This is a genomic window from Sediminibacterium sp. GW821-FHT12F12 (assembly GCF_058806635.1).
Map to the genome: position 1 here is coordinate 30935 of NZ_JBXAPW010000001.1, position 18281 is coordinate 49215.

Below are 18281 nucleotides of genomic sequence, written 5' to 3' on the forward strand. Positions count from 1 at the left end.
CAAACGTTTTCGTAGTTTCCGGTGATTAGTTGCCGGAGAAATGCCAGTTTTGCAGTGTAACGAACCTGATAAGTCTTATTAATTGAACTCTTTCTATGGCTGCATCCTTATTTGATCTCAGTGGAAAAACAGCCCTGGTAACAGGCTGTAACAAAGGCATCGGTAAAGCCATGGCCCTGGGCCTGGCTGAAGCCGGGGCAGATATCATTGGTGTGTCGGGTTCGCTGGCACCGGGAAGTGATATCGAAAAAGATGTGCTTTCGCTGGGCAGATCATTCACATCCTATGCCGCCAATCTTTCTGATAGGGAAGCTTTATATGCGTTCATTAAAAAACTGCAGGCAGAAAATCCGGTGATCGATATCCTAGTGAACAATGCCGGCACCATCATGCGCAAACCTGCTGCCGAACACCCGGATGAATATTGGGATACCGTACTGGCGCTTAACCTGGACGCACCCTTTATTCTCGCAAGGGAGATCGGGAAAAAAATGATAGAAAGAGGCGCCGGAAAAATTATTTTTACCTGCTCGCTCTTAAGTTTTCAGGGAGGGATCAATGTACCCGGATACGCTGCCAGTAAAGGAGCGCTGAGCAGCCTGGTAAAAGCACTGGCCAACGAATGGGCATCGAAAGGCGTAACTGTGAATGGGATCGCACCCGGATACATCGCTACCGATAATACCGAAGCCTTACGTAACGATCCGGAGAGAAGTGCTTCCATTCTTTCGCGCATACCCGCCGCACGCTGGGGACAACCCGAAGATTTCAAAGGACCCACCGTATTCCTTGCTTCAGATGCTTCCGCTTATGTTAACGGAACCATTTTGGTGGTAGATGGGGGGTGGATGGGGAGGTAGGTGGATTGGTAAATAAGTATATAAGTAAATAAGTATATAAGTAAATAAGTATATAGGTATAAGAAGATAGCGGGTGTAGATGTTTATTGGTTTACTGGTTTATTCGGGGGCGTTCATAGTCATTTACCCAAATCGGTCAGTAAACCAATAAACCAGCATCCAGTAACCAGCAACTAATAAACTACTACGTATGCAAATCAGGTTTCAATCCAGTCCCAAAGAAGTAAAGGGAATGAGCACGGCAGAATTGCGGGAGAACTTTTTAGTGCCGGAACTGATGAAAGCCGATACCCTAACGTTGGTGTATTCTCATTACGACCGCGTAATCATCGGTGGTGTACAACCCTTAAAACAGGAAGTGCCTTTGCACAATGAGGCCGAACTCCGGGCTGAGTATTTTCTGGAGCGAAGGGAACTGGGGATCATCAACGTGGGAGGGCCTGGTAAAGTGATAGCGGATGGGGTTAGTTACGAACTGAACAAACTGGATACCGTTTACCTGGGTAAAGGAACCAGAGATGTTCATTTTGCCAGTATTTCTGCGGACAGCCCGGCTAGTTTTTTTCTGATGTCCACTACAGCGCATCATAGTTATCCTAACAGGAAGATGACCAAAGAAGAAGCCTCTCCTGTTAACCTGGGCGAAAAAGCAACGGCCAACGAAAGAACCATCTATAAATATATTCACCAGGACGGGATACAGAGCTGCCAGTTGGTGATGGGATTAACGGTTTTGAAAGAAGGCAGTGTATGGAACTCGGTTCCGCCGCATACCCATACACGCCGTATGGAAGTATATTTCTATTTTGATGTACCTGCCCAACACCGCATTTTTCATTTGATGGGTGAACCAACAGAAACCCGTCATATTGTAATGGCTAACCACGAAGCTGTGATCTCGCCGCCCTGGTCGGTACACTGCGGACCCGGTACCACCAACTACGGTTTTATCTGGGCCATGGCAGGAGAGAATTATACATTCACTGATATGGATCCGGTAGCAATTGCCGATATGAAATAAGTCACATCCATAAAACTAAAAAACCGCATCCTTTGGAGATGCGGTTTATACTCACAACAAAAAATAGTTATATTTTCACTTTAATCACCAGTTTCTTGATCGGTCCTTCCCCAATCATCGGGGCATGTACATCTTCCGGGTAAAAGATGGCGAACTGGTTGTCTGTCATGCCAAAGAACATATCCGGTTCATCATTGTAAAACAACACATCCTTTTCTGCATTATATTCTCCCCTGGGAGATACACAGGTATTGCGTGGTTTCCAGCCCAGGGTTTCTTTACCCCTGATACAAACCTGGATATCAATATGTGCATTGTGGCACTCAAATTTAGCCGTAGACTCTTCCGCCTTCACACCATTTTTATCTGATACAATGCCCCACAGGTTATCACCATCAATGTCAAACTTGCCCACTTCCAGCGAAGCCAGGTCTACAGAACTGATATACGCAAAGGCTTTCGCAAACAAAGGATTCAATCCTGCATACTTACCCGCATTCGACAAACTATCTAAAATCATAAGACATATATTTTCAAATTTTCAAATTCCTCTCATTTTCAAATTATCTCTGCACCCTTCCCGATCCATCTCCCTTCATCAATTCCTTCACTTCCGTCAAAGTAGCATGGTTCAGATCTCCCGGAATGGTGTGTTTAAGGGCAGAAGCAGCTACGCCAAATTCTGCCGCTTCGGGCATGGGCATATCGCTTACCAATCCGTAAATAAATCCGCTGGCAAAAGAATCGCCACTGCCTACACGGTCTACAATACGAACTTCGTATTGTTTGGTATGATAGAATTCGGCTCCATCGTATACCAATGCACTCCAGCCGTTATCAGAAGCGCTATGGCTTTCGCGTAAGGTGGAGGCAATGTATTTGAATCCGAATTTTTCCTTCATTTGTGTGAACACACTTTTGTAACCATCCAGGTTCAGCTCGCCCTTGGTTACATCGGTACCTTCTGCTTTGAAACCAAGGGTGGTATCAGCATCTTCTTCATTGCCGATACATACATCCACATATTGGCAGAGACGTGTCATCACTTCCCTTGCTTTTTCCTTGCTCCATAATTTTTTACGGTAGTTCAGGTCAATACTGGTGGTAATGCCTTTGGCTTTGGCGGCTTTCAGGGCCGCTTCGGTTAAGGCCGCAGCTTTATCGCTGAGGGCGGGTGTGATACCGGTGGTGTGAAACCAGCTGGCACCGTCCAGGATCTTATCAAAATCAAATTCACTGATCTCCACATCGGCAATAGAAGCGCCGGCACGATCATAGATCACCTGCGAGGCGCGCATAGAAGCACCTGTTTCGAGGAAATAGATCCCCAGACGTTTGCCACCACGGGCAATGAACTGTGTATCCACACCATACCGGCGGATATGGTTAATAGCCGCCTGTCCCAATGCATTATCAGGAACTTTGGTTACAAAAGTGCCGTCCAGTCCGTAATTAGAGAGGGCAACAGCCACATTGGCTTCACCACCTCCATAGGTTACATCAAAACTATCGCTCTGCACAAACCTTTCAAATCCGGGTGTGGAGAGGCGCATCATGATCTCTCCGAGGGTAACTACTTTTTTTGCCATGATCAAACGTATTTTTAAATTAGGATGGGTTACGGGAAATTATTAATTAACTTGAAAGCCCTTCCTGCGAAGTTGGTTAATAATCGGTGGGAAGAAAAGAAATAAGGTTGTTTTCTGTCATAAAAATACGCAAACGTTTGCGTAAGAAAATACCGCTGTTTTAGCCTTTTCAGATAACATTGCTGGAAGAAAAATTGCTATATGGAAAAGAAAGACGCTATTCTGGCCCTGATTCCGCAACAGGGCATCCTTCCTCTCTATTTTTATAAAGACACCAGAGTCAGCATTGAAGTGCTGAAAGCCTTATACAGCGCCGGTATCCGTGCCGTGGAATACACCAACCGCGGTGAAGCGGCCCTCCAGAATTTCAAAGAAATGCGTAAAGTCTGCGATACAGAACTGAAAGGCATGTACCTCGGTATCGGTACCATCAAAAACGGAGAGATGGCCCAGACCTTCATTGATGCGGGTACGGACTATATTATTTGTCCCGGACTGGTTGCATCCGTAGCGGCCGTGGCCGACAAAAACAAGATGTTATGGGTGCCCGGTTGTATGACACCTTCCGAGATTATCCAGGCAGAAACCCTGGGAGCCAAAATGATCAAACTGTTTCCGGGAAATATACTGGGGCCTGGTTTTCTCTCGGCCATTAAAGAGATCTTCCCGGGGTTATTGTTTATGCCTACCGGTGGGGTAGAACTGGATAAAGACAATATTGCCGGCTGGTTCAAAGCCGGTGTTTGTGCAGTGGGTATGGGCAGCAAACTCATCACCAAACAATTACTCGAAACAGGAAACTACGCACAGATCTCACAGGATACAGAAAAAGTATTGGCGATCATTCAATCCATCAAATCATAACCATGACAGCTATAGCAGAAAAAATAGGTAAGTACAGGTGGACAGTCTGCGCCTTGTTATTTTTCGCCACCACGGTGAATTATTTAGACAGGCAGGTACTGAGTTTACTGAAGACTACGTTGGAAAATGAATTCAACTGGAGTAATTCAGACTACGCCAACATCGCTTCCGTTTTCCAGTTTGTGTATGCTATTTCCATGTTATTCGCCGGCAGGATCGTGGATAAACTGGGCACCAAAAAAGGCTATGCCTGGGCAATCGTGATCTGGTCTCTCGGTGCCATCATTCACGCGTATGCGGTGCCATTGGGTACGGGTGTGGCCGCGGTGCTGGGCTGGGTGGGTATTACGGCGGTGCCGGTGTCGATCATTGGTTTTATGTTATCAAGGGCCATCCTGGGTTTTGGTGAAGCGGGTAATTTTCCGGCAGCCATCAAAGCCACAGCTGAATATTTTCCTAAAAAAGAAAGATCATTTGCTACCGGTATTTTTAATTCCGGTGCCAATATCGGTGCTGTATTGGCACCCTTATCCGTGCCATGGATCGCTTTGCATTGGGGTTGGGAAGCCGCATTTATTATCATTGGCGCCATCGGTTTTATCTGGCTGATTTTCTGGATGGTTTATTACGAAATCCCGACAAAACAGAAACGTTTATCAGCAGAAGAGCTCGAGTATATCAATAGCGATAAAGTTATCGACGAAACAGAAAATGAGAAATCAACTGCAAAAACGCCCTGGATGGTGTTGCTTGGATTTAACCAGACATGGGCATTTGTGATCGGAAAATTTCTGACCGATGGTGTATGGTGGTTTTATCTGTTCTGGTTGCCCGGTTACCTCAAAGATCAATATGCGATGGAAGGCACACAGGTAATGTTGCCACTCGCAGTATTATACAGCATGACCATGGTAGGTAGTGTAGGCGGTGGCTGGTTTCCTACCTATTTCATTAATAAAGGACTTAGTCCTTACGAGGCCAGAATGAAAGCGATGCTGGTGATTGCCTGTATCCCGCTGGTGGTATTGGCTTCGCAGCCACTGGGTGGTTATAGTTTCTGGGTGCCTGTGCTGCTGATCGGTATTGGTACTTCTGCCCACCAGGCATGGTCGGCCAATATTTTTACAACGGTATCAGATATGTTCCCCAAAAAGGCGATCGCTTCGGTGATCGGGATTGGAGGTATGGCCGGTGGCATTGGTGGTGTTATCATCTCTAAAATAGGTGGCTGGCTGTTTGATAGTTATAAACTGGCCGGTATCCGCCAGTCATGGGAGCAGGCTACCGCCAATGGCCTGGGTGGCTATCTCGATAAGATCAAATTATTACCACTGGCAGATAAACATGGAGATGTGATCGATATCACACACAAAGAAGTATTTAATCTTTCGAAAGATCTGCAGGCACAATTGCAGCAGGTTAATCCCGAACAGTTTGCCCAGTTCCTGGTTTTGCAGAAACAGCTGGTACTGGCATCTATGTCAACTTCTTATACCATCATGTTCACCTTCTGTGCCATCGCTTACCTGATTGCATGGAGTATTATGAAGGCACTGGTGCCCAGAGAAAAACAGGTTCGTTTATAAAACCGGTACAGACTTTATATTGTACCGTAACAGATAATCCTATGCAACTACTTAAGAAACTCTTTTTGGGGAGCTGTTTGACCATGGCTGCTGTTGCTGGTGCGCAGGCACAACCCAAAGTGCAGGTTAAAAAAGATGCCGTACAGCAAAAAGTGACGATCACCATCGGTGGTCAGCCCTTTACCGAATTTATTTTTACGGATACGATGGAGAAACCTTTTCTCTATCCTATCATGGCTCCCAACGGAGAAACCATCACTCGTGGGTTTCCCTGGAATCCCCAGCCCAATGATCCTACAGATCATCCGCATCATATCGGTCTCTGGTTCAATTATGAGAACGTGAACGGGCTGGATTTCTGGAACAACTCCTATAATATTCCTGCAGAGAAGAAAAAACAATATGGCTGGATCCGTACGGATAAGATCGTAGAAACCAAAAGTGGTACAACAGGTAAACTGGTGTATACGGCCCACTGGACCAACCAGGAGAAAGCGAACCTGCTTACAGAAAAAACAACCTATACTTTCTTCGTAGTGGGCAATAACCGCGTCATAGACCGTAAAACAGAATTAACCGCGGTGCAGGACGTTTCATTCCCGGATGTAAAAGATGGCATGCTGGGTTTGCGCGTGGCGCATGAGCTGGAATTGCCGGTGATGGAACCCAAAGAATACAAAGATGATAAGGGCATCATCACCAAAGTAAAAGCCACCAGAAATACGAGTGTAACCGGTAACTATATCACTTCAGCAGGTAAGGAAGGAGATGCCGCCTGGGCCACCCGTGCCAACTGGTGTATGCTCTATGGAAAAAAAGGAGGAGATACCATCAGCATCGCCATCATCGATCATCCGGATAATATCGGTTATCCTACCTATTGGCATGCCCGTAATTATGGATTGTTTGCGGCTAACCCGCTCGGACAAAAAGTATTCTCCAATGGTAAAGAAACGCTCAATTTCAAACTAGACAAGGGTCAATCCAAAACGTTCCGTTACCGTATTGTGATTGCTTCGGGGAAAGAGCGGCTGGCCATGCCCTTACTGGATCAGCTGGTGATTGATTTTTCAGAACACTGATCAAACAAGGAGTTCCTGAATATAATTTTGTAGTCTGTACAACGGTTCTTCCTCTTTTGCTCTTTTTCTTTTTTAGCTCTTATTGAAACATCCTACTTCATCATCTAAATGACTGATTTTGCAGAAGGTTTCGCTAAGAGAAGGACAAGAGAAAAAGAGCAAAAGAGGGTTTTGTGCGATTATACAAGTATGGTATTGCCTGTTTTAATTTGCGAAGCTTCCAGCATGGAGATGGTTGTTGCCACAGATATTTCTAACGTCTTGTGCTATTGGATAATTCAAAGTTTATTTGATTAGTTGAATAAAATTGTTTTCACAGGGTGTTCGATGAAAAATTTCTAATCAGTCCGCCTTTGGCGGACGGGCCTCATTGGGGTCGGTGTCAATCCCGCTTAAAGCGGGAGAAGACAGATCAGATCATGCGTAGCAGATCTGATCAGAGGCCAATGCAGTCCCGCCATCGGCGGGATAACAGGGACGGGGCCCAGCGGCCGTGAGCGACAAGGGTTTTTGAGTTACTGGGTGTTTGATTTTTAATAGCACAACGCGTTATTTCTATACTTTTGCGGTCATTGTTATTGTATGCAGCATAGTTTCTCCTACGAAAAAAAGAAAGTGATACAGGCGCTCCGTTATCACTTTGTGCAGCGTCCCGAAGTGCGGGTGTTGATTGTGATGGTGAATGTATTTGCCATTCTTTCGGCTGTGCTGTTTTACATGAAAAAGATCCGCCCCGAACCTTTTTTACTGGGCTCAGTCATCTGGCTGCTGCTCATGGCTACTTTCTGGTATATCCTGCCCAACAGCATCTATAAAAAATCGGCTACTTTCCGGGATTCATTCATTATCAGTTTTCTGCCGGATGAGATCCAGCTGGAGAATGAACGGGGTGCCGTACAATGGCCCTGGAACAAATTCACCCGCTTCTTCGAAAGCCCGCATTTTTTTCATCTTTATTTCGATAGCAAATCTTTTTTCCTCGTACCCAAAGAAGGAATGGGAGATGAGTTCAGACATGAACTGAGAGGGATGTTGAACAGTAAGATAGGAAGTAAGTAAATGCTAAGTGTTAAGTTCTAAGTTGTACATCCCAGGTAGAATCTCATTCTGATAAACAATGGTCTGCAGAACATAGAACCCAGAACATAGAATCTAAAACTTACAACCCAGAACTTATAACTCCTTCTCCATCACATAATGCGGGATGGTCACTTCATTAAATTCATCGCTGCAGATGCGGTAGCCGTTTTTTTCGTAGAAGCCGAGGGCCGATTTGCGGGCATGCATGGTAAGACGGCGGTAGCCATGGTCGCGGGCCACATTCTCGGCAAAGCTCATCAGCACCCTTCCGATCCCTTTTCCCTGCAGGTTGGCACTAACGGCCATTTGTCTGAGGCGAACCGTTTTAGGGTCTGTTTTGGTTAATACACAACAGGCTTCCAGCCTGTCATCTTCAAAGCAGCCCAGCAAAATATCTTCTGTTTCGGCGGCCAGATCTTCCTCAGAAAAGGATAATCCCAGCGGTTTTCGCAGGATTTGAAACCGGAGATCTACCATTTGCTGGTATTCTTTGGAACCGTGATCTATCTGTTTTAATGCCATGTGTAATAACTAGGATGTACAAGATAATGATCATTTTCTTAAAAATTACCCATAAAACCGGATTTGGCCGGGAAACGCAGTTTACGGGCCTTGAAAACAAAAATGCCCGAAAAGATTGCTTATTTGACAAAAAGTATATTTTTGCGCCTGTAACAAAAACTTTTTACAATGTCAGACATCGCTACAAGAGTTAAGAAAATCATAGTTGACAAGTTAGGTGTTGATGAAGCGGAAGTAACCAACGAAGCTTCTTTCACTAACGATCTCGGTGCCGATTCTTTGGATACCGTTGAGTTGATTATGGAATTCGAAAAAGAATTCAACATCTCCATCCCTGATGAGCAGGCTGAAACCATCACAACTGTTGGTCAGGCTGTAGCTTACCTTGAAGAGCACGCCAAGTAAGATCTTACTCCTCCAAATGGAATAATTTTAATCCGCCTTTTTGCGGCAGACAATGCCACAAAAGGCGGATTATCACTTGAAACAGGTAATGAATATGCAATTGAAAAGAGTTGTTGTAACAGGTATTGGAACACTGACACCGCTCGGAAATAATCTCGAAGATTATTGGAACGGTCTGCTCAATGGTGTTTCCGGTGCTGATGCCATCACTTTGTTTGATGCCAGTAAATTCAAAACCCGCTTTGCCTGTGAGGTAAAGGGATTTGATCCTACCCAGTTCATGGACAGGAAAGAAGCCCGCAAATTAGACCGTTTTGCACAGCTGGCACTCGTAGCCAGCGACATGGCCGTTCAGGATGCAGGAATCAGTAAAGACAATGTAGATGTGGACCGTACCGGTGTCATTTTTGCCAGTGGTATTGGTGGTTTAACCACTTTCCAGGACGAAATGATCAATTTTGCCCAGGGCGATGGTACCCCCCGGTTCAATCCCTTCTTCATTCCCAAAATGATTCTCGATATTGCTGCCGGCCAGATTTCTATGCGGCATGGTTTCCGCGGTCCTAACTATGCGGTGGTAAGCGCCTGCGCTTCCAGCACCAATGGTATGATTGCCGGAGTAGACACCATCCGTTTGGGAAAAGCCGATATCATCATCAGTGGCGGATCTGAAGCCGTGATCAGCATGGCAGGCGTTGGCGGTTTTAACGCCATGAAAGCCATGAGTGAGCGCAACGACGATCCCAAAACGGCCAGTCGCCCTTACGATAAGGACCGCGACGGTTTTGTGATGGGAGAAGCTGCCGGTGTAGTGGTACTGGAAGAATACGAACATGCCATTAAAAGGGGAGCTAAAATCTACTGTGAAGTGGCAGGTGGCGGTGCAACAGCCGATGCCTATCATTTAACCGCCCCGCATCCGGAAGGACTGGGTGCCCGGAATGTGATGATTGCCGCATTAAAAGATGCCGGCATGCGCCCCGACGAAATAGATTATATCAATACCCATGGTACATCCACCCCGCTGGGCGATGGTGCCGAGGCCAAAGCCATCACCGAAGTATTTGGTGAACATGCCTATAACCTCAATATCAGCGCCACCAAATCCATGACGGGTCACTGTTTGGGTGCCGCCGGGGTCATTGAAGCCATTGCCTGTATCCAGAGTGTGATACATGATATCGTTCCGCCTACTATCAATCACTTTACTGATGATCCTACCCTGGATCCCAAACTGAACTTCACGTTCAACCAACCCCAGAAAAGGGTGGTACGTGCAGCCTTAAGCAACACTTTCGGTTTTGGAGGTCACAATGCTTGTGTGATTGTAAAAAAATACGTAGCTTAAGTTCGTGCAATTCCTCAAAAAGATTTTTAAGAAGTCAGACGATTCATCGTTCGAAAAACAGCTGAAAAACGTGCTCGGTATCAAGACCGGTAATGCCACGCTTTACCGCACTGCCCTGAGTCACCGTTCCGTAAAGGAAACGCCCGATGAGAATAACGAGCGCCTGGAATACCTCGGAGATGCCGTACTGAGCGCCATCGTGGCCGATTATCTCTTTAAACGTTATCCATACAAAGGTGAAGGATTCCTTACCGAAATGCGCAGCAAAATGGTGAACCGCCAGCAGCTGAACGATATTGCCCTGAAAATGGGACTCCGCAAATTAACTTTCTACAATAAGTTCGATAATGCCCTCAAAGGCAGCCAGATCTTTGGTAATACCCTGGAAGCCCTGGTAGGCGCCGTTTACCTTGATAAAGGTTACCAGAAAACCCATAACTGGGTGCTGCGCCAGATCGTGATCCCGCATATGTTTGTAGATGACCTGGAGCTGATCGATATCAACCTCAAGAACAAACTGATCGGCTGGGCCAATAAAAACGGCAAAACCCTGACTTTTGAGCTGGCCAACGAAAAAATGGAAGGCAGCCGCCGCCTCTTCACCATCAATGCCATGCTGGATGGCCAGTTACTGGCCATGGGCAAAGGCTACAATAAAAAAGATGCCAGCCAGGTAGCTGCCCAGGTAGCGGTAGAAAAACTGGGGCTGGTATGAGTTCCCGTGACCAATTCAATTTCCAGCTCAAGAAAAAAGGCATCCTGTTTGGCAGCATACTCCTCATCGGCATCCTCGCCATCCTCTATTTCGGTCTAAAAAAGTAATTCCAGACTTTTAACTTTTAACTCCAGACTATCCTCTCTCCTGGCACAACTCCACCAACACCCCATTCGTACCCTTCGGGTGAAGGAAACAAACCAGCTTATTATCTGCCCCTTTTTTGGGTGTCTCGTTCAAAAGAGTAAACCCTTCCGCCTGTAAACGGGCCATTTCGACCTCGATATCGGTTACTTCAAAAGCAATATGGTGGATGCCTTCCCCCTTTTTTTCGATAAAACGGGCAATTACCCCATCCGGGTCGGTGCTTTCCAGTAATTCGATCTTGGTATCGCCCTGGCGAAAGAAAGCCGTGTTTACCTTCTCAGAATCAACGGTTTCTGTTTTGTAACAGGGGGTATTCAACAGCTTTTCATATAAAGGGATGGCTGTAGAAAAGCCTTTTACCGCAATACCGATATGCTCAACTTTTAACATATATCTTATTTTAATATCAATCCTTTACGAAAGTCGGAAAAACAAGCCAGACCGGCCTGAATGCCCGAATTTATAGAACCTATTGACCTATTTTTGTGTTTAATAGAGCTATAAAAAGTACGTGAATATGTTGAAATTACCGATTTACCTCGATAACAATGCCACCACGCCCATGGATCCGCGTGTGCTTGAAGCGATGATACCTTATTTCACCGAGCATTTCGGTAATGCCGCCAGCCGTAACCACCCTTTTGGATGGGAAGCGGAAGAAGCCGTGGATTATGCCCGCGAGCAGGTGGCCAAACTGATCGGAGCCGATCCCAAAGAGATCATTTTCACTTCCGGTGCCACTGAAGGCGACAACCTGGGTATCAAAGGGGTATTTGAAATGTATGCCAGTAAGGGTAACCATATCATTACCTGTACCACAGAACATAAAGCCGTACTGGATACCTGTAAACATATTGAACGCCAGGGTGGAGAAGTTACCTACCTGGAAGTGAAACCCGATGGACTGATTGACCTGAAAGAACTGGAAGCGGCCATCAAGCCTACTACCATTCTGATCGCGATCATGTATGCCAATAACGAAATTGGTGTGATTCAGCCCGTAAAAGAAATCAGTGCCATTGCCAAGAAAAACGGGATCCTGTTTTTCTCCGATGCGGTACAGGCCGTTGGAAAAATTCCGGTGGATGTAAACAAAGACGGTATTGATATCATGGCTTTCACAGCCCATAAAATGTATGGTCCGAAAGGGATCGGTGCCTTGTATGTTCGCCGTAAAAACCCTCGTGTAAAAGTTACCGCACAGATGGATGGCGGTGGCCACGAGAGAGGGATGCGTAGCGGTACGCTGAACGTACCCGGTATTGTAGGCTTTGGTAAAGCATGCGAACTGGCCCGTCTGGAAATGGCCGATGATGCCGCCCGCTTAAGCAAACTCCGTGATAAACTGGAAACAGCTTTACTGAAACTGGAAGAAGCCTATGTGAACGGTAACCGCGAACACCGCTTACCGCATGTAGCCAATATCTCTTTCAAATACGTAGAAGGCGAAGGTTTGCTGATGGGCTTTAACAAGAACATCGCTTTATCTTCCGGTTCTGCCTGTACCTCGGCATCACTTGAACCCAGTTATGTGTTAAAAGCACTGGGCCTGGGCGATGATCTGGCACACAGTTCGCTGCGTTTTGGGTTGGGACGTTTTACCACCGAAGAACAGATCGACTACACCATTAAAGCGGTGAGCGATACCGTTCTGAAACTGAGAGATATGAGTCCGCTTTGGGAAATGTTCAAAGAGGGCGTGGATATGGATAAGATTGAGTGGGCGCACCACTAAATCAATTAAAAATTAAAAATTTACAATTAATAATTTCAACCATGGCATATTCAGAAAAAGTGATTGATCACTACAGCAATCCTAAGAATGTAGGAACGCTGGATAAATCAAAGAAAAACGTAGGTACCGGTTTAGTAGGTGCCCCTGAGTGTGGCGATGTAATGCGCCTGCAGATTGAAGTGGATGATGCTACCGGTGTGATTACCGATGCAAAATTCAAGACCTTTGGTTGCGGATCCGCTATTGCTTCTTCCTCACTCGCTACAGAGTGGCTCAAAGGTAAAACCGTTGACCAGGCTGTTCAGATCGATAATATGGATCTGGTAGAAGAACTGAACCTGCCTCCGGTTAAAATCCACTGTTCTGTACTGGCCGAAGATGCGATCAAATCCGCCATCAACGACTACCGTAAAAAGAACGGCCTGGAAGAACTGGTGTTTGAAGAAAGGATACACTAGAATTGAATTAATAATTAGTAGTTAGTAATGTGTAATTACCAACTGCTAATTACTAACTACTAATTAATATGGTTGCAACAGAGAACAGCATATACGTAAGCGAGAAAGCCAAAAAGAAAGTACAGCAGTTAATGGAAGACGCTGGTGTGGCCGGAGATGCTTCTTATTTCCTGCGAGTGGGCGTGGTAGGAGGTGGTTGCTCTGGGTTGAGTTATAAACTGGATTTCGATAACGAGATCAAACCCATGGACCAGGTGTTCGAAGACAATGGTGTGAAAGTGGTAACAGACCTGAAAAGTTTTCTCTACCTCGTAAATACCGAACTGGACTTTTCTGATGGACTGAATGGAAAAGGTTTCTATTTCAATAACCCCAATGCCAGCAGAAGCTGCGGCTGTGGAGAGAGTTTTGCTGTGTAACAGCTACTGCAGAAGTAGATATTAAAAATAATAGGATAGCCGCACAGTTGTGCGGCTATTTTTTTTGGTAGTTATACAGGAAGAAGCTGCAAAGCCCGAATATGCTTAATATGGATTAGGGAAATAAGTATATAATCTTATCACTTATTCAGCCGGCCTCTGAAAAAAAGCGTTAAGAAATTTACGGAATGGAGCGTTAAGAAATGAACGATGTTGGGCTTTCCATATTAGTTGAAGGGCTCATTTGTTCCATTAATGAATATATGCCAGGCTTTAGACTTCGTTCATTTTAGCGGAATGCAGTAAATTTTAGCTTTTTTTCATCCCGCCTAGGCGGGATTGATTTTTTTTGTTACTTTTTTGTATCAAGACAAAAAAGTAAATAGAGTAACTGCTATTAACTCAGCGTTTTGTGCTTGATTTGTCTAAACCGTAGAAAAAGATACTACTCTGCTTTTTCATCCAATACTGGCGGTGCATCAGGTTTAGGAGGTTTCGCTGTTTTTACTTTTGCAGGCCGGAGAGGTGGCGGAGGTGGTGGTGGAAGTTTCTCTCCGTTTTTCACGATTTTGGGTGGGGTAAACTTAGTTACTTCCACTTTGGGTGGCGGCGGTGGAGGAGGCAGTTGTTTGTGTGCCTTTTTGCTACTGGTAACCGTAACAGGGATGGCATCAGGGCCATTTTCTACGGTAGGTTTGGCGGGCGCTTTTTTGGGTTGCTGTGCATGACTGAAAACGCCGATTCCCAGCAGGCAGAACAAGAGCAGGCTTAGTCGTAGTTTCATATATAGGTTTATAGTGAGATGCGAAATGTGAGAAAATCCATAAAGTGCGGCTAAAATGCCGGTTGAAATAGGGCGATTGCCTAATAACATTTAGTTTTGAAGCCATGTGGATGATCTGTAAAAAGGAATGGCAACAGTTTTTCAGCAGCCTCACCGGCTATATTGCCCTCGTTGTTTTTTTACTGCTGAACGGTTTGTTCCTCTTTGTGTTTCCGGATACCAGTATTCTTGATTTCGGCTATGCTTCGCTGAGCAGTTTTTTTAACCTCGCCCCCTGGATCTTATTATTCCTCGTGCCCACTATTACCATGCGCAGCCTGGCAGATGAATACAAGACCGGTACCTTTGAATTATTAAAGACGCTTCCTTTAACCCCCTCACAGATTGTTTGGGGTAAATTTTTTGGCTCGCTGATTATCGTGGTTACGGCACTGGTACCTACGCTCATTTATGCCGTTTCGGTGCAACAGTTAAGTGTAACCGGCGGCATTGATATCGGGGCTACGGCAGGCAGTTATATCGGACTTGTTTTGTTGGGAGCCGTATTTACCGCCATCGGTATCTGTGCCAGTAGTTATACCAATAATACAGTGGTTGCTTTTATTGCAGCAGCGTTTATCTGTTTTGCTTTGTACAATGGGTTTGATGCTATCAGCAAACTGCCCGTATTCAATGCCGGACTGGATTATTATATCGAAATGCTGGGCATCAATTTTCATTACCGGAGTATCAGCAGGGGAGTGGTAGATAGCCGTGACCTGATTTATTTTATTGGTATCATTGTATTGTTCCTGTTTATTACCCAACGAAACCTCATTAAACGATAAGCGCTTAGCCATGCAGCAAATCAGGCAACATAAATATGGTGTATTGGCGCTGACCGCTTTGTTTGTGGCCATAGTGTACCTGTCTACCTCTTTTTTCTACCGGGTCGATCTCACCGCTGAAAAAAGATACAGTGTAACCACCGCTACCCAAACCTTATTGGAGAACGTAGACAGCGTCATCAACATTCAGGTATTTCTTACCGGCGATCTGCCTGCTGATTATAAAAAACTCAGTATCGCCACCAAAGACCTGCTGGATGAATTCCGCTCTTTATCTGGTAACCTGGTACACGTCAGTTTTGAAAAACCCGGAGAAGATATTATCAACGATACATTAAAAGTAAAATTCTACGATAGCCTCTCCCGGTTGGGCGTGGTTTTTGAAAGAGCCGAAAGTGTGGAGTCTGAAAAAGAAACCAACCAGTTGATCATTCCTTCTGCCCTGGTGAGTTTCCGAAAAGGCCAGAAACCCATTGCCGTTGATCTGCGCAGCAGCCGCAAGATCTTCAAACAGTTCAATGTGGTGAACGATAACAGTCCGCAGGAAGATGTGGAAGCCACCCGTAATGCAGCAGAAGCATTGCTCGAATTCAAATTTGCAGATGCTATTGATAAACTTACCCGTAAATACGTACCTACTGTTGCCTACCTCGTGGGTAACGGAGAACCGGTTGATTTTAAAGTGAACGATCTGGGCGAAAGTCTCCGAAATGAATACCGCCTGGCTGTGTTTGATATCAAACAGGGATATCCCGATCCCGCCATGATCGATGCATTGATTATCGTTAAACCCACACAACCCTTTACAGAAGAAGATAAACTGAAGATCGATCAGTACGTAATGAATGGCGGACATGTGATCTGGTTCATCGACAAACTGCACGCCGAGCTGGACAGCCTGATGCGCAGTCAGGCAGAATACACTGCTTTCGACAGGGGGCTGGAACTGGACGATATCCTCTTCAAATATGGCGTACGCATCAACCCCGACCTGCTGCAGGATCTGAACTGCTCCAAGATCCCGATCGTGATCGGTACGAATGCAGATGGCAGCCCTAAGATGCAGCGGGTACCCTGGCCCTATTATCCGTTTCTTTCTTCCAGAGATAATAATCCCATCAGCAAAAACCTGGAGCGGGTATTGCCTGTTTTCCCCTCAAGTATTGATACAGTAAAAGCACCCGGCATCCGCAAAACCATTCTGTTGACCAGCGATACCAATAGTCGGCGCATCAGCTCACCCGCTATCGTTTCCATCAACAGTGTAAAAGATGATAACGACCTGCTCTCTTTCACCAAAAGTTATGTGCCCGTAGCCGTTCTGCTGGAAGGTAAGTTCAACTCTCTGTACAGTAACCGTCTCAGTCAACAGGTAATGGATTCTGTACAACGTGTTACCGGAAAACCTTATCTGGCGCATGCCGGCAAAGAAGGCAAACAGATCGTGGTGGCCGATGCGGATATTGTAACCAATTCCATCAGCCAAACGGCGGGCCCCTTGCCCATGGGGTTACTGCCGCTGGAAAATTACCGTTTTGCCAACCGGGAGTTCTTTCTCAACTCCATCGATTACCTCGTTAGCAGAAACAACCTCTTTGAAAGCCGGAACAAGGATTTTGTGCTGCGCCTGCTCGATAAAACCAAAGTAACCGAACAGAAAAGCCTCTGGCAATTCCTGAACATCGTACTGCCCCTGCTTGTTATTATCGCATTCGGTCTTGTTTTTCAATGGCGCCGGAAAAAGCAGTACCAGTCCTGATGGATTGGGCCAGTCTGCCTATATTTACACTTACGCATTAAACCCTTTGCATGTCTACCCACCAACTTGTTTATTTAGTATTTGCGATTGTATTGGTTATAGCACTGGTATTTGATCTGGGATTACTCAGTAAAAAAAACCAAAGCGTAACCATTAAACAGGCTTTTTACCAGACGGTTTTCTGGGTGGGACTGGCATTGGTATTTTTTGTATTCATGTGGATAGAAGGTCCTTCGCTGGCTGCTGAATCGGTTGATACAAAGACCGGACTGGCTGTTACAGGCTCGCAACTGGCACTGGAATTTCTGAGTGCTTACCTGATGGAGTGGAGCCTGAGTATTGATAATATTTTCGTGTTCATTCTCATCTTCTCATCCTTTGGTGTGAAAGAAAAACATTATCCCCGTGTATTGCTCGTGGGGATCCTGATGGCGATCCTGTTCCGGATCATATTCATTACGGTTGGAGTGGTATTGGTAGCCAAGTTCTCCTGGATCCTTTACATTTTTGGTGTTTTCCTGGTATATACGGGATATAAAATGTTTACGAGTAATGAAGAGGAAGAATTTGATCCGCATGATTCCAAAGTATATAAGTTCCTGAAAAAATTCCTTCCGCTGGTAAACCACGATGGTGATGGCAAATATGTGATGCGTGAAAATGGTAAACCCGTGTATACTTCCCTGTTCGTGGTAGTGGTATTACTGGCTGCCATTGACCTGGTGTTTGCACTGGATTCTATTCCTGCGGTAATGGGTATTTCCAAAGATCCGCTGGTAATTTATACTTCCAATATTTTTGCAGTGCTGGGACTTCGCTCCCTGTTCTTCCTTTTAAGGGGTGCGGTAAGTAAATTCGACTACCTGCAACAGGGAATTGCCATTGTACTGGTATTTATTGGTGTAAAAATGCTGGGAGAGCATTACCTGAGCATGTGGATGTCTAAATCATCACAGGTATTTCTTTCGCTGGGTGTGATCATGATTTGCATTTCGGGGTCCATATTTTATTCCATGTTCAAGACCAAAAAAGGAACACCCGAAGAAGTGAATGACGGTACTTTATAAAACCTACGTATAT

General features: G+C 45.5%; 20 protein-coding genes. 15 read left to right on the forward strand and 5 right to left on the reverse strand.

The features are described 5' to 3' along the window. Positions 1 to 95 precede the first annotated feature (95 nt). Positions 96 to 860 carry an SDR family oxidoreductase gene (locus AC1RNB_RS00105; protein ID WP_493079629.1) on the forward strand — a complete coding sequence of 255 codons (765 nt, stop codon included), beginning with the start codon at positions 96 to 98 and terminating at the stop codon, positions 858 to 860. Positions 861 to 1050: 190 nt separating this feature from the next. Beyond that, positions 1051 to 1881, forward strand: a complete 831-nt coding sequence (gene kduI, locus AC1RNB_RS00110) for a 5-dehydro-4-deoxy-D-glucuronate isomerase (RefSeq protein WP_493079631.1) — start codon at positions 1051 to 1053, stop codon at positions 1879 to 1881. A 67-nt stretch (positions 1882 to 1948) separates the two neighbouring features. Here kduI and AC1RNB_RS00115 read toward each other — a convergent pair whose 3' ends face one another. Both AC1RNB_RS00115 and AC1RNB_RS00120 read right to left on the reverse strand, forming a co-directional pair. After that, the gene (locus AC1RNB_RS00115) at positions 1949 to 2401 is read right to left on the reverse strand and encodes a NanQ anomerase/TabA/YiaL family protein (RefSeq protein ID WP_493079633.1); all 453 of its coding nucleotides are present in this window, start codon (positions 2399 to 2401) and stop codon (positions 1949 to 1951) included. Positions 2402 to 2444: 43 nt separating this feature from the next. Further along, the gene (locus AC1RNB_RS00120; protein ID WP_493079635.1) at positions 2445 to 3470 is read right to left on the reverse strand and encodes a PfkB family carbohydrate kinase; all 1026 of its coding nucleotides are present in this window, start codon (positions 3468 to 3470) and stop codon (positions 2445 to 2447) included. 201 nt (positions 3471 to 3671) lie between these two features. On the opposite strand from AC1RNB_RS00120, the gene AC1RNB_RS00125 reads away from it, so the two are divergent. The 4 genes from AC1RNB_RS00125 (at position 3672) to AC1RNB_RS00140 (ending at position 8061) form a co-directional block, all read left to right on the forward strand. Next, a complete protein-coding gene (locus tag AC1RNB_RS00125) occupies positions 3672 to 4334 on the forward strand; it encodes a beta/alpha barrel domain-containing protein (protein ID WP_493079637.1) in 663 nt (220 codons plus the stop codon). Between the two features lie 2 nt (positions 4335 to 4336). Beyond that, positions 4337 to 5920, forward strand: coding sequence for an MFS transporter (locus AC1RNB_RS00130; RefSeq protein ID WP_493079639.1), 1584 nt, complete (start codon positions 4337 to 4339; stop codon positions 5918 to 5920). A 41-nt stretch (positions 5921 to 5961) separates the two neighbouring features. Beyond that, positions 5962 to 7002, forward strand: coding sequence for a DUF6807 domain-containing protein (locus tag AC1RNB_RS00135; protein WP_493079641.1), 1041 nt, complete (start codon positions 5962 to 5964; stop codon positions 7000 to 7002). A 582-nt stretch (positions 7003 to 7584) separates the two neighbouring features. Then, positions 7585 to 8061 carry a YcxB family protein gene (locus AC1RNB_RS00140; RefSeq protein ID WP_493079643.1) on the forward strand — a complete coding sequence of 159 codons (477 nt, stop codon included), beginning with the start codon at positions 7585 to 7587 and terminating at the stop codon, positions 8059 to 8061. 114 nt (positions 8062 to 8175) lie between these two features. Here AC1RNB_RS00140 and AC1RNB_RS00145 read toward each other — a convergent pair whose 3' ends face one another. Beyond that, positions 8176 to 8604 carry a GNAT family N-acetyltransferase gene (locus AC1RNB_RS00145; RefSeq protein ID WP_493079645.1) on the reverse strand — a complete coding sequence of 143 codons (429 nt, stop codon included), beginning with the start codon at positions 8602 to 8604 and terminating at the stop codon, positions 8176 to 8178. Positions 8605 to 8772: 168 nt separating this feature from the next. Between AC1RNB_RS00145 and AC1RNB_RS00150 the strand changes: the two genes are divergently transcribed. The 3 genes from AC1RNB_RS00150 to rnc all read left to right on the forward strand — a co-directional run bounded on the left by AC1RNB_RS00150 (position 8773) and on the right by rnc (position 11072). After that, positions 8773 to 9009: an acyl carrier protein gene (locus tag AC1RNB_RS00150; protein WP_026751146.1), complete on the forward strand. Its 237-nt coding sequence runs from the start codon at positions 8773 to 8775 to the stop codon at positions 9007 to 9009. A gap of 94 nt (positions 9010 to 9103) precedes the next feature. Beyond that, positions 9104 to 10357 (forward strand): beta-ketoacyl-ACP synthase II, encoded by a 1254-nt coding sequence (fabF, locus tag AC1RNB_RS00155; RefSeq protein ID WP_493079648.1) that lies wholly within the window; start codon positions 9104 to 9106, stop codon positions 10355 to 10357. Between the two features lie 4 nt (positions 10358 to 10361). Continuing rightward, entirely contained in the window at positions 10362 to 11072 is a 711-nt protein-coding gene (gene rnc, locus AC1RNB_RS00160; protein ID WP_493079650.1) for a ribonuclease III, read from the forward strand. Between the two features lie 135 nt (positions 11073 to 11207). Here the strand turns inward: rnc and mce are convergent, their stop codons facing one another. After that, the gene (gene mce / locus AC1RNB_RS00165) at positions 11208 to 11609 is read right to left on the reverse strand and encodes a methylmalonyl-CoA epimerase (RefSeq protein WP_493079652.1); all 402 of its coding nucleotides are present in this window, start codon (positions 11607 to 11609) and stop codon (positions 11208 to 11210) included. A gap of 127 nt (positions 11610 to 11736) precedes the next feature. Here mce and AC1RNB_RS00170 point away from each other — a divergent pair, with 127 nt between their 5' ends. From AC1RNB_RS00170 to AC1RNB_RS00180, 3 genes are all read left to right on the forward strand, one after another. Continuing rightward, complete coding sequence (locus AC1RNB_RS00170) at positions 11737 to 12954, forward strand: IscS subfamily cysteine desulfurase (protein WP_493079654.1); 1218 nt, start codon at positions 11737 to 11739, stop codon at positions 12952 to 12954. A 41-nt stretch (positions 12955 to 12995) separates the two neighbouring features. Next, complete coding sequence (gene iscU, locus AC1RNB_RS00175) at positions 12996 to 13412, forward strand: Fe-S cluster assembly scaffold IscU (protein WP_490834645.1); 417 nt, start codon at positions 12996 to 12998, stop codon at positions 13410 to 13412. A gap of 68 nt (positions 13413 to 13480) precedes the next feature. Further along, positions 13481 to 13831: a HesB/IscA family protein gene (locus AC1RNB_RS00180; protein ID WP_493079657.1), complete on the forward strand. Its 351-nt coding sequence runs from the start codon at positions 13481 to 13483 to the stop codon at positions 13829 to 13831. Positions 13832 to 14276: 445 nt separating this feature from the next. On the opposite strand, the gene AC1RNB_RS00185 is transcribed toward AC1RNB_RS00180, so the two are convergent. Beyond that, the gene (locus tag AC1RNB_RS00185) at positions 14277 to 14615 is read right to left on the reverse strand and encodes a hypothetical protein (protein ID WP_493079659.1); all 339 of its coding nucleotides are present in this window, start codon (positions 14613 to 14615) and stop codon (positions 14277 to 14279) included. 104 nt (positions 14616 to 14719) lie between these two features. On the opposite strand from AC1RNB_RS00185, the gene gldF reads away from it, so the two are divergent. The 3 genes from gldF to AC1RNB_RS00200 are packed head-to-tail and all read left to right on the forward strand — an operon-like array spanning position 14720 to position 18268. Further along, positions 14720 to 15442 carry a gliding motility-associated ABC transporter permease subunit GldF gene (gene gldF / locus AC1RNB_RS00190; protein ID WP_493079661.1) on the forward strand — a complete coding sequence of 241 codons (723 nt, stop codon included), beginning with the start codon at positions 14720 to 14722 and terminating at the stop codon, positions 15440 to 15442. A 10-nt stretch (positions 15443 to 15452) separates the two neighbouring features. Next, complete coding sequence (gene gldG, locus AC1RNB_RS00195; protein WP_493079662.1) at positions 15453 to 17201, forward strand: gliding motility-associated ABC transporter substrate-binding protein GldG; 1749 nt, start codon at positions 15453 to 15455, stop codon at positions 17199 to 17201. A gap of 50 nt (positions 17202 to 17251) precedes the next feature. Beyond that, positions 17252 to 18268 (forward strand): TerC/Alx family metal homeostasis membrane protein, encoded by a 1017-nt coding sequence (locus tag AC1RNB_RS00200; RefSeq protein WP_493079663.1) that lies wholly within the window; start codon positions 17252 to 17254, stop codon positions 18266 to 18268. The last annotated feature ends 13 nt before the right edge of the window (positions 18269 to 18281 follow it).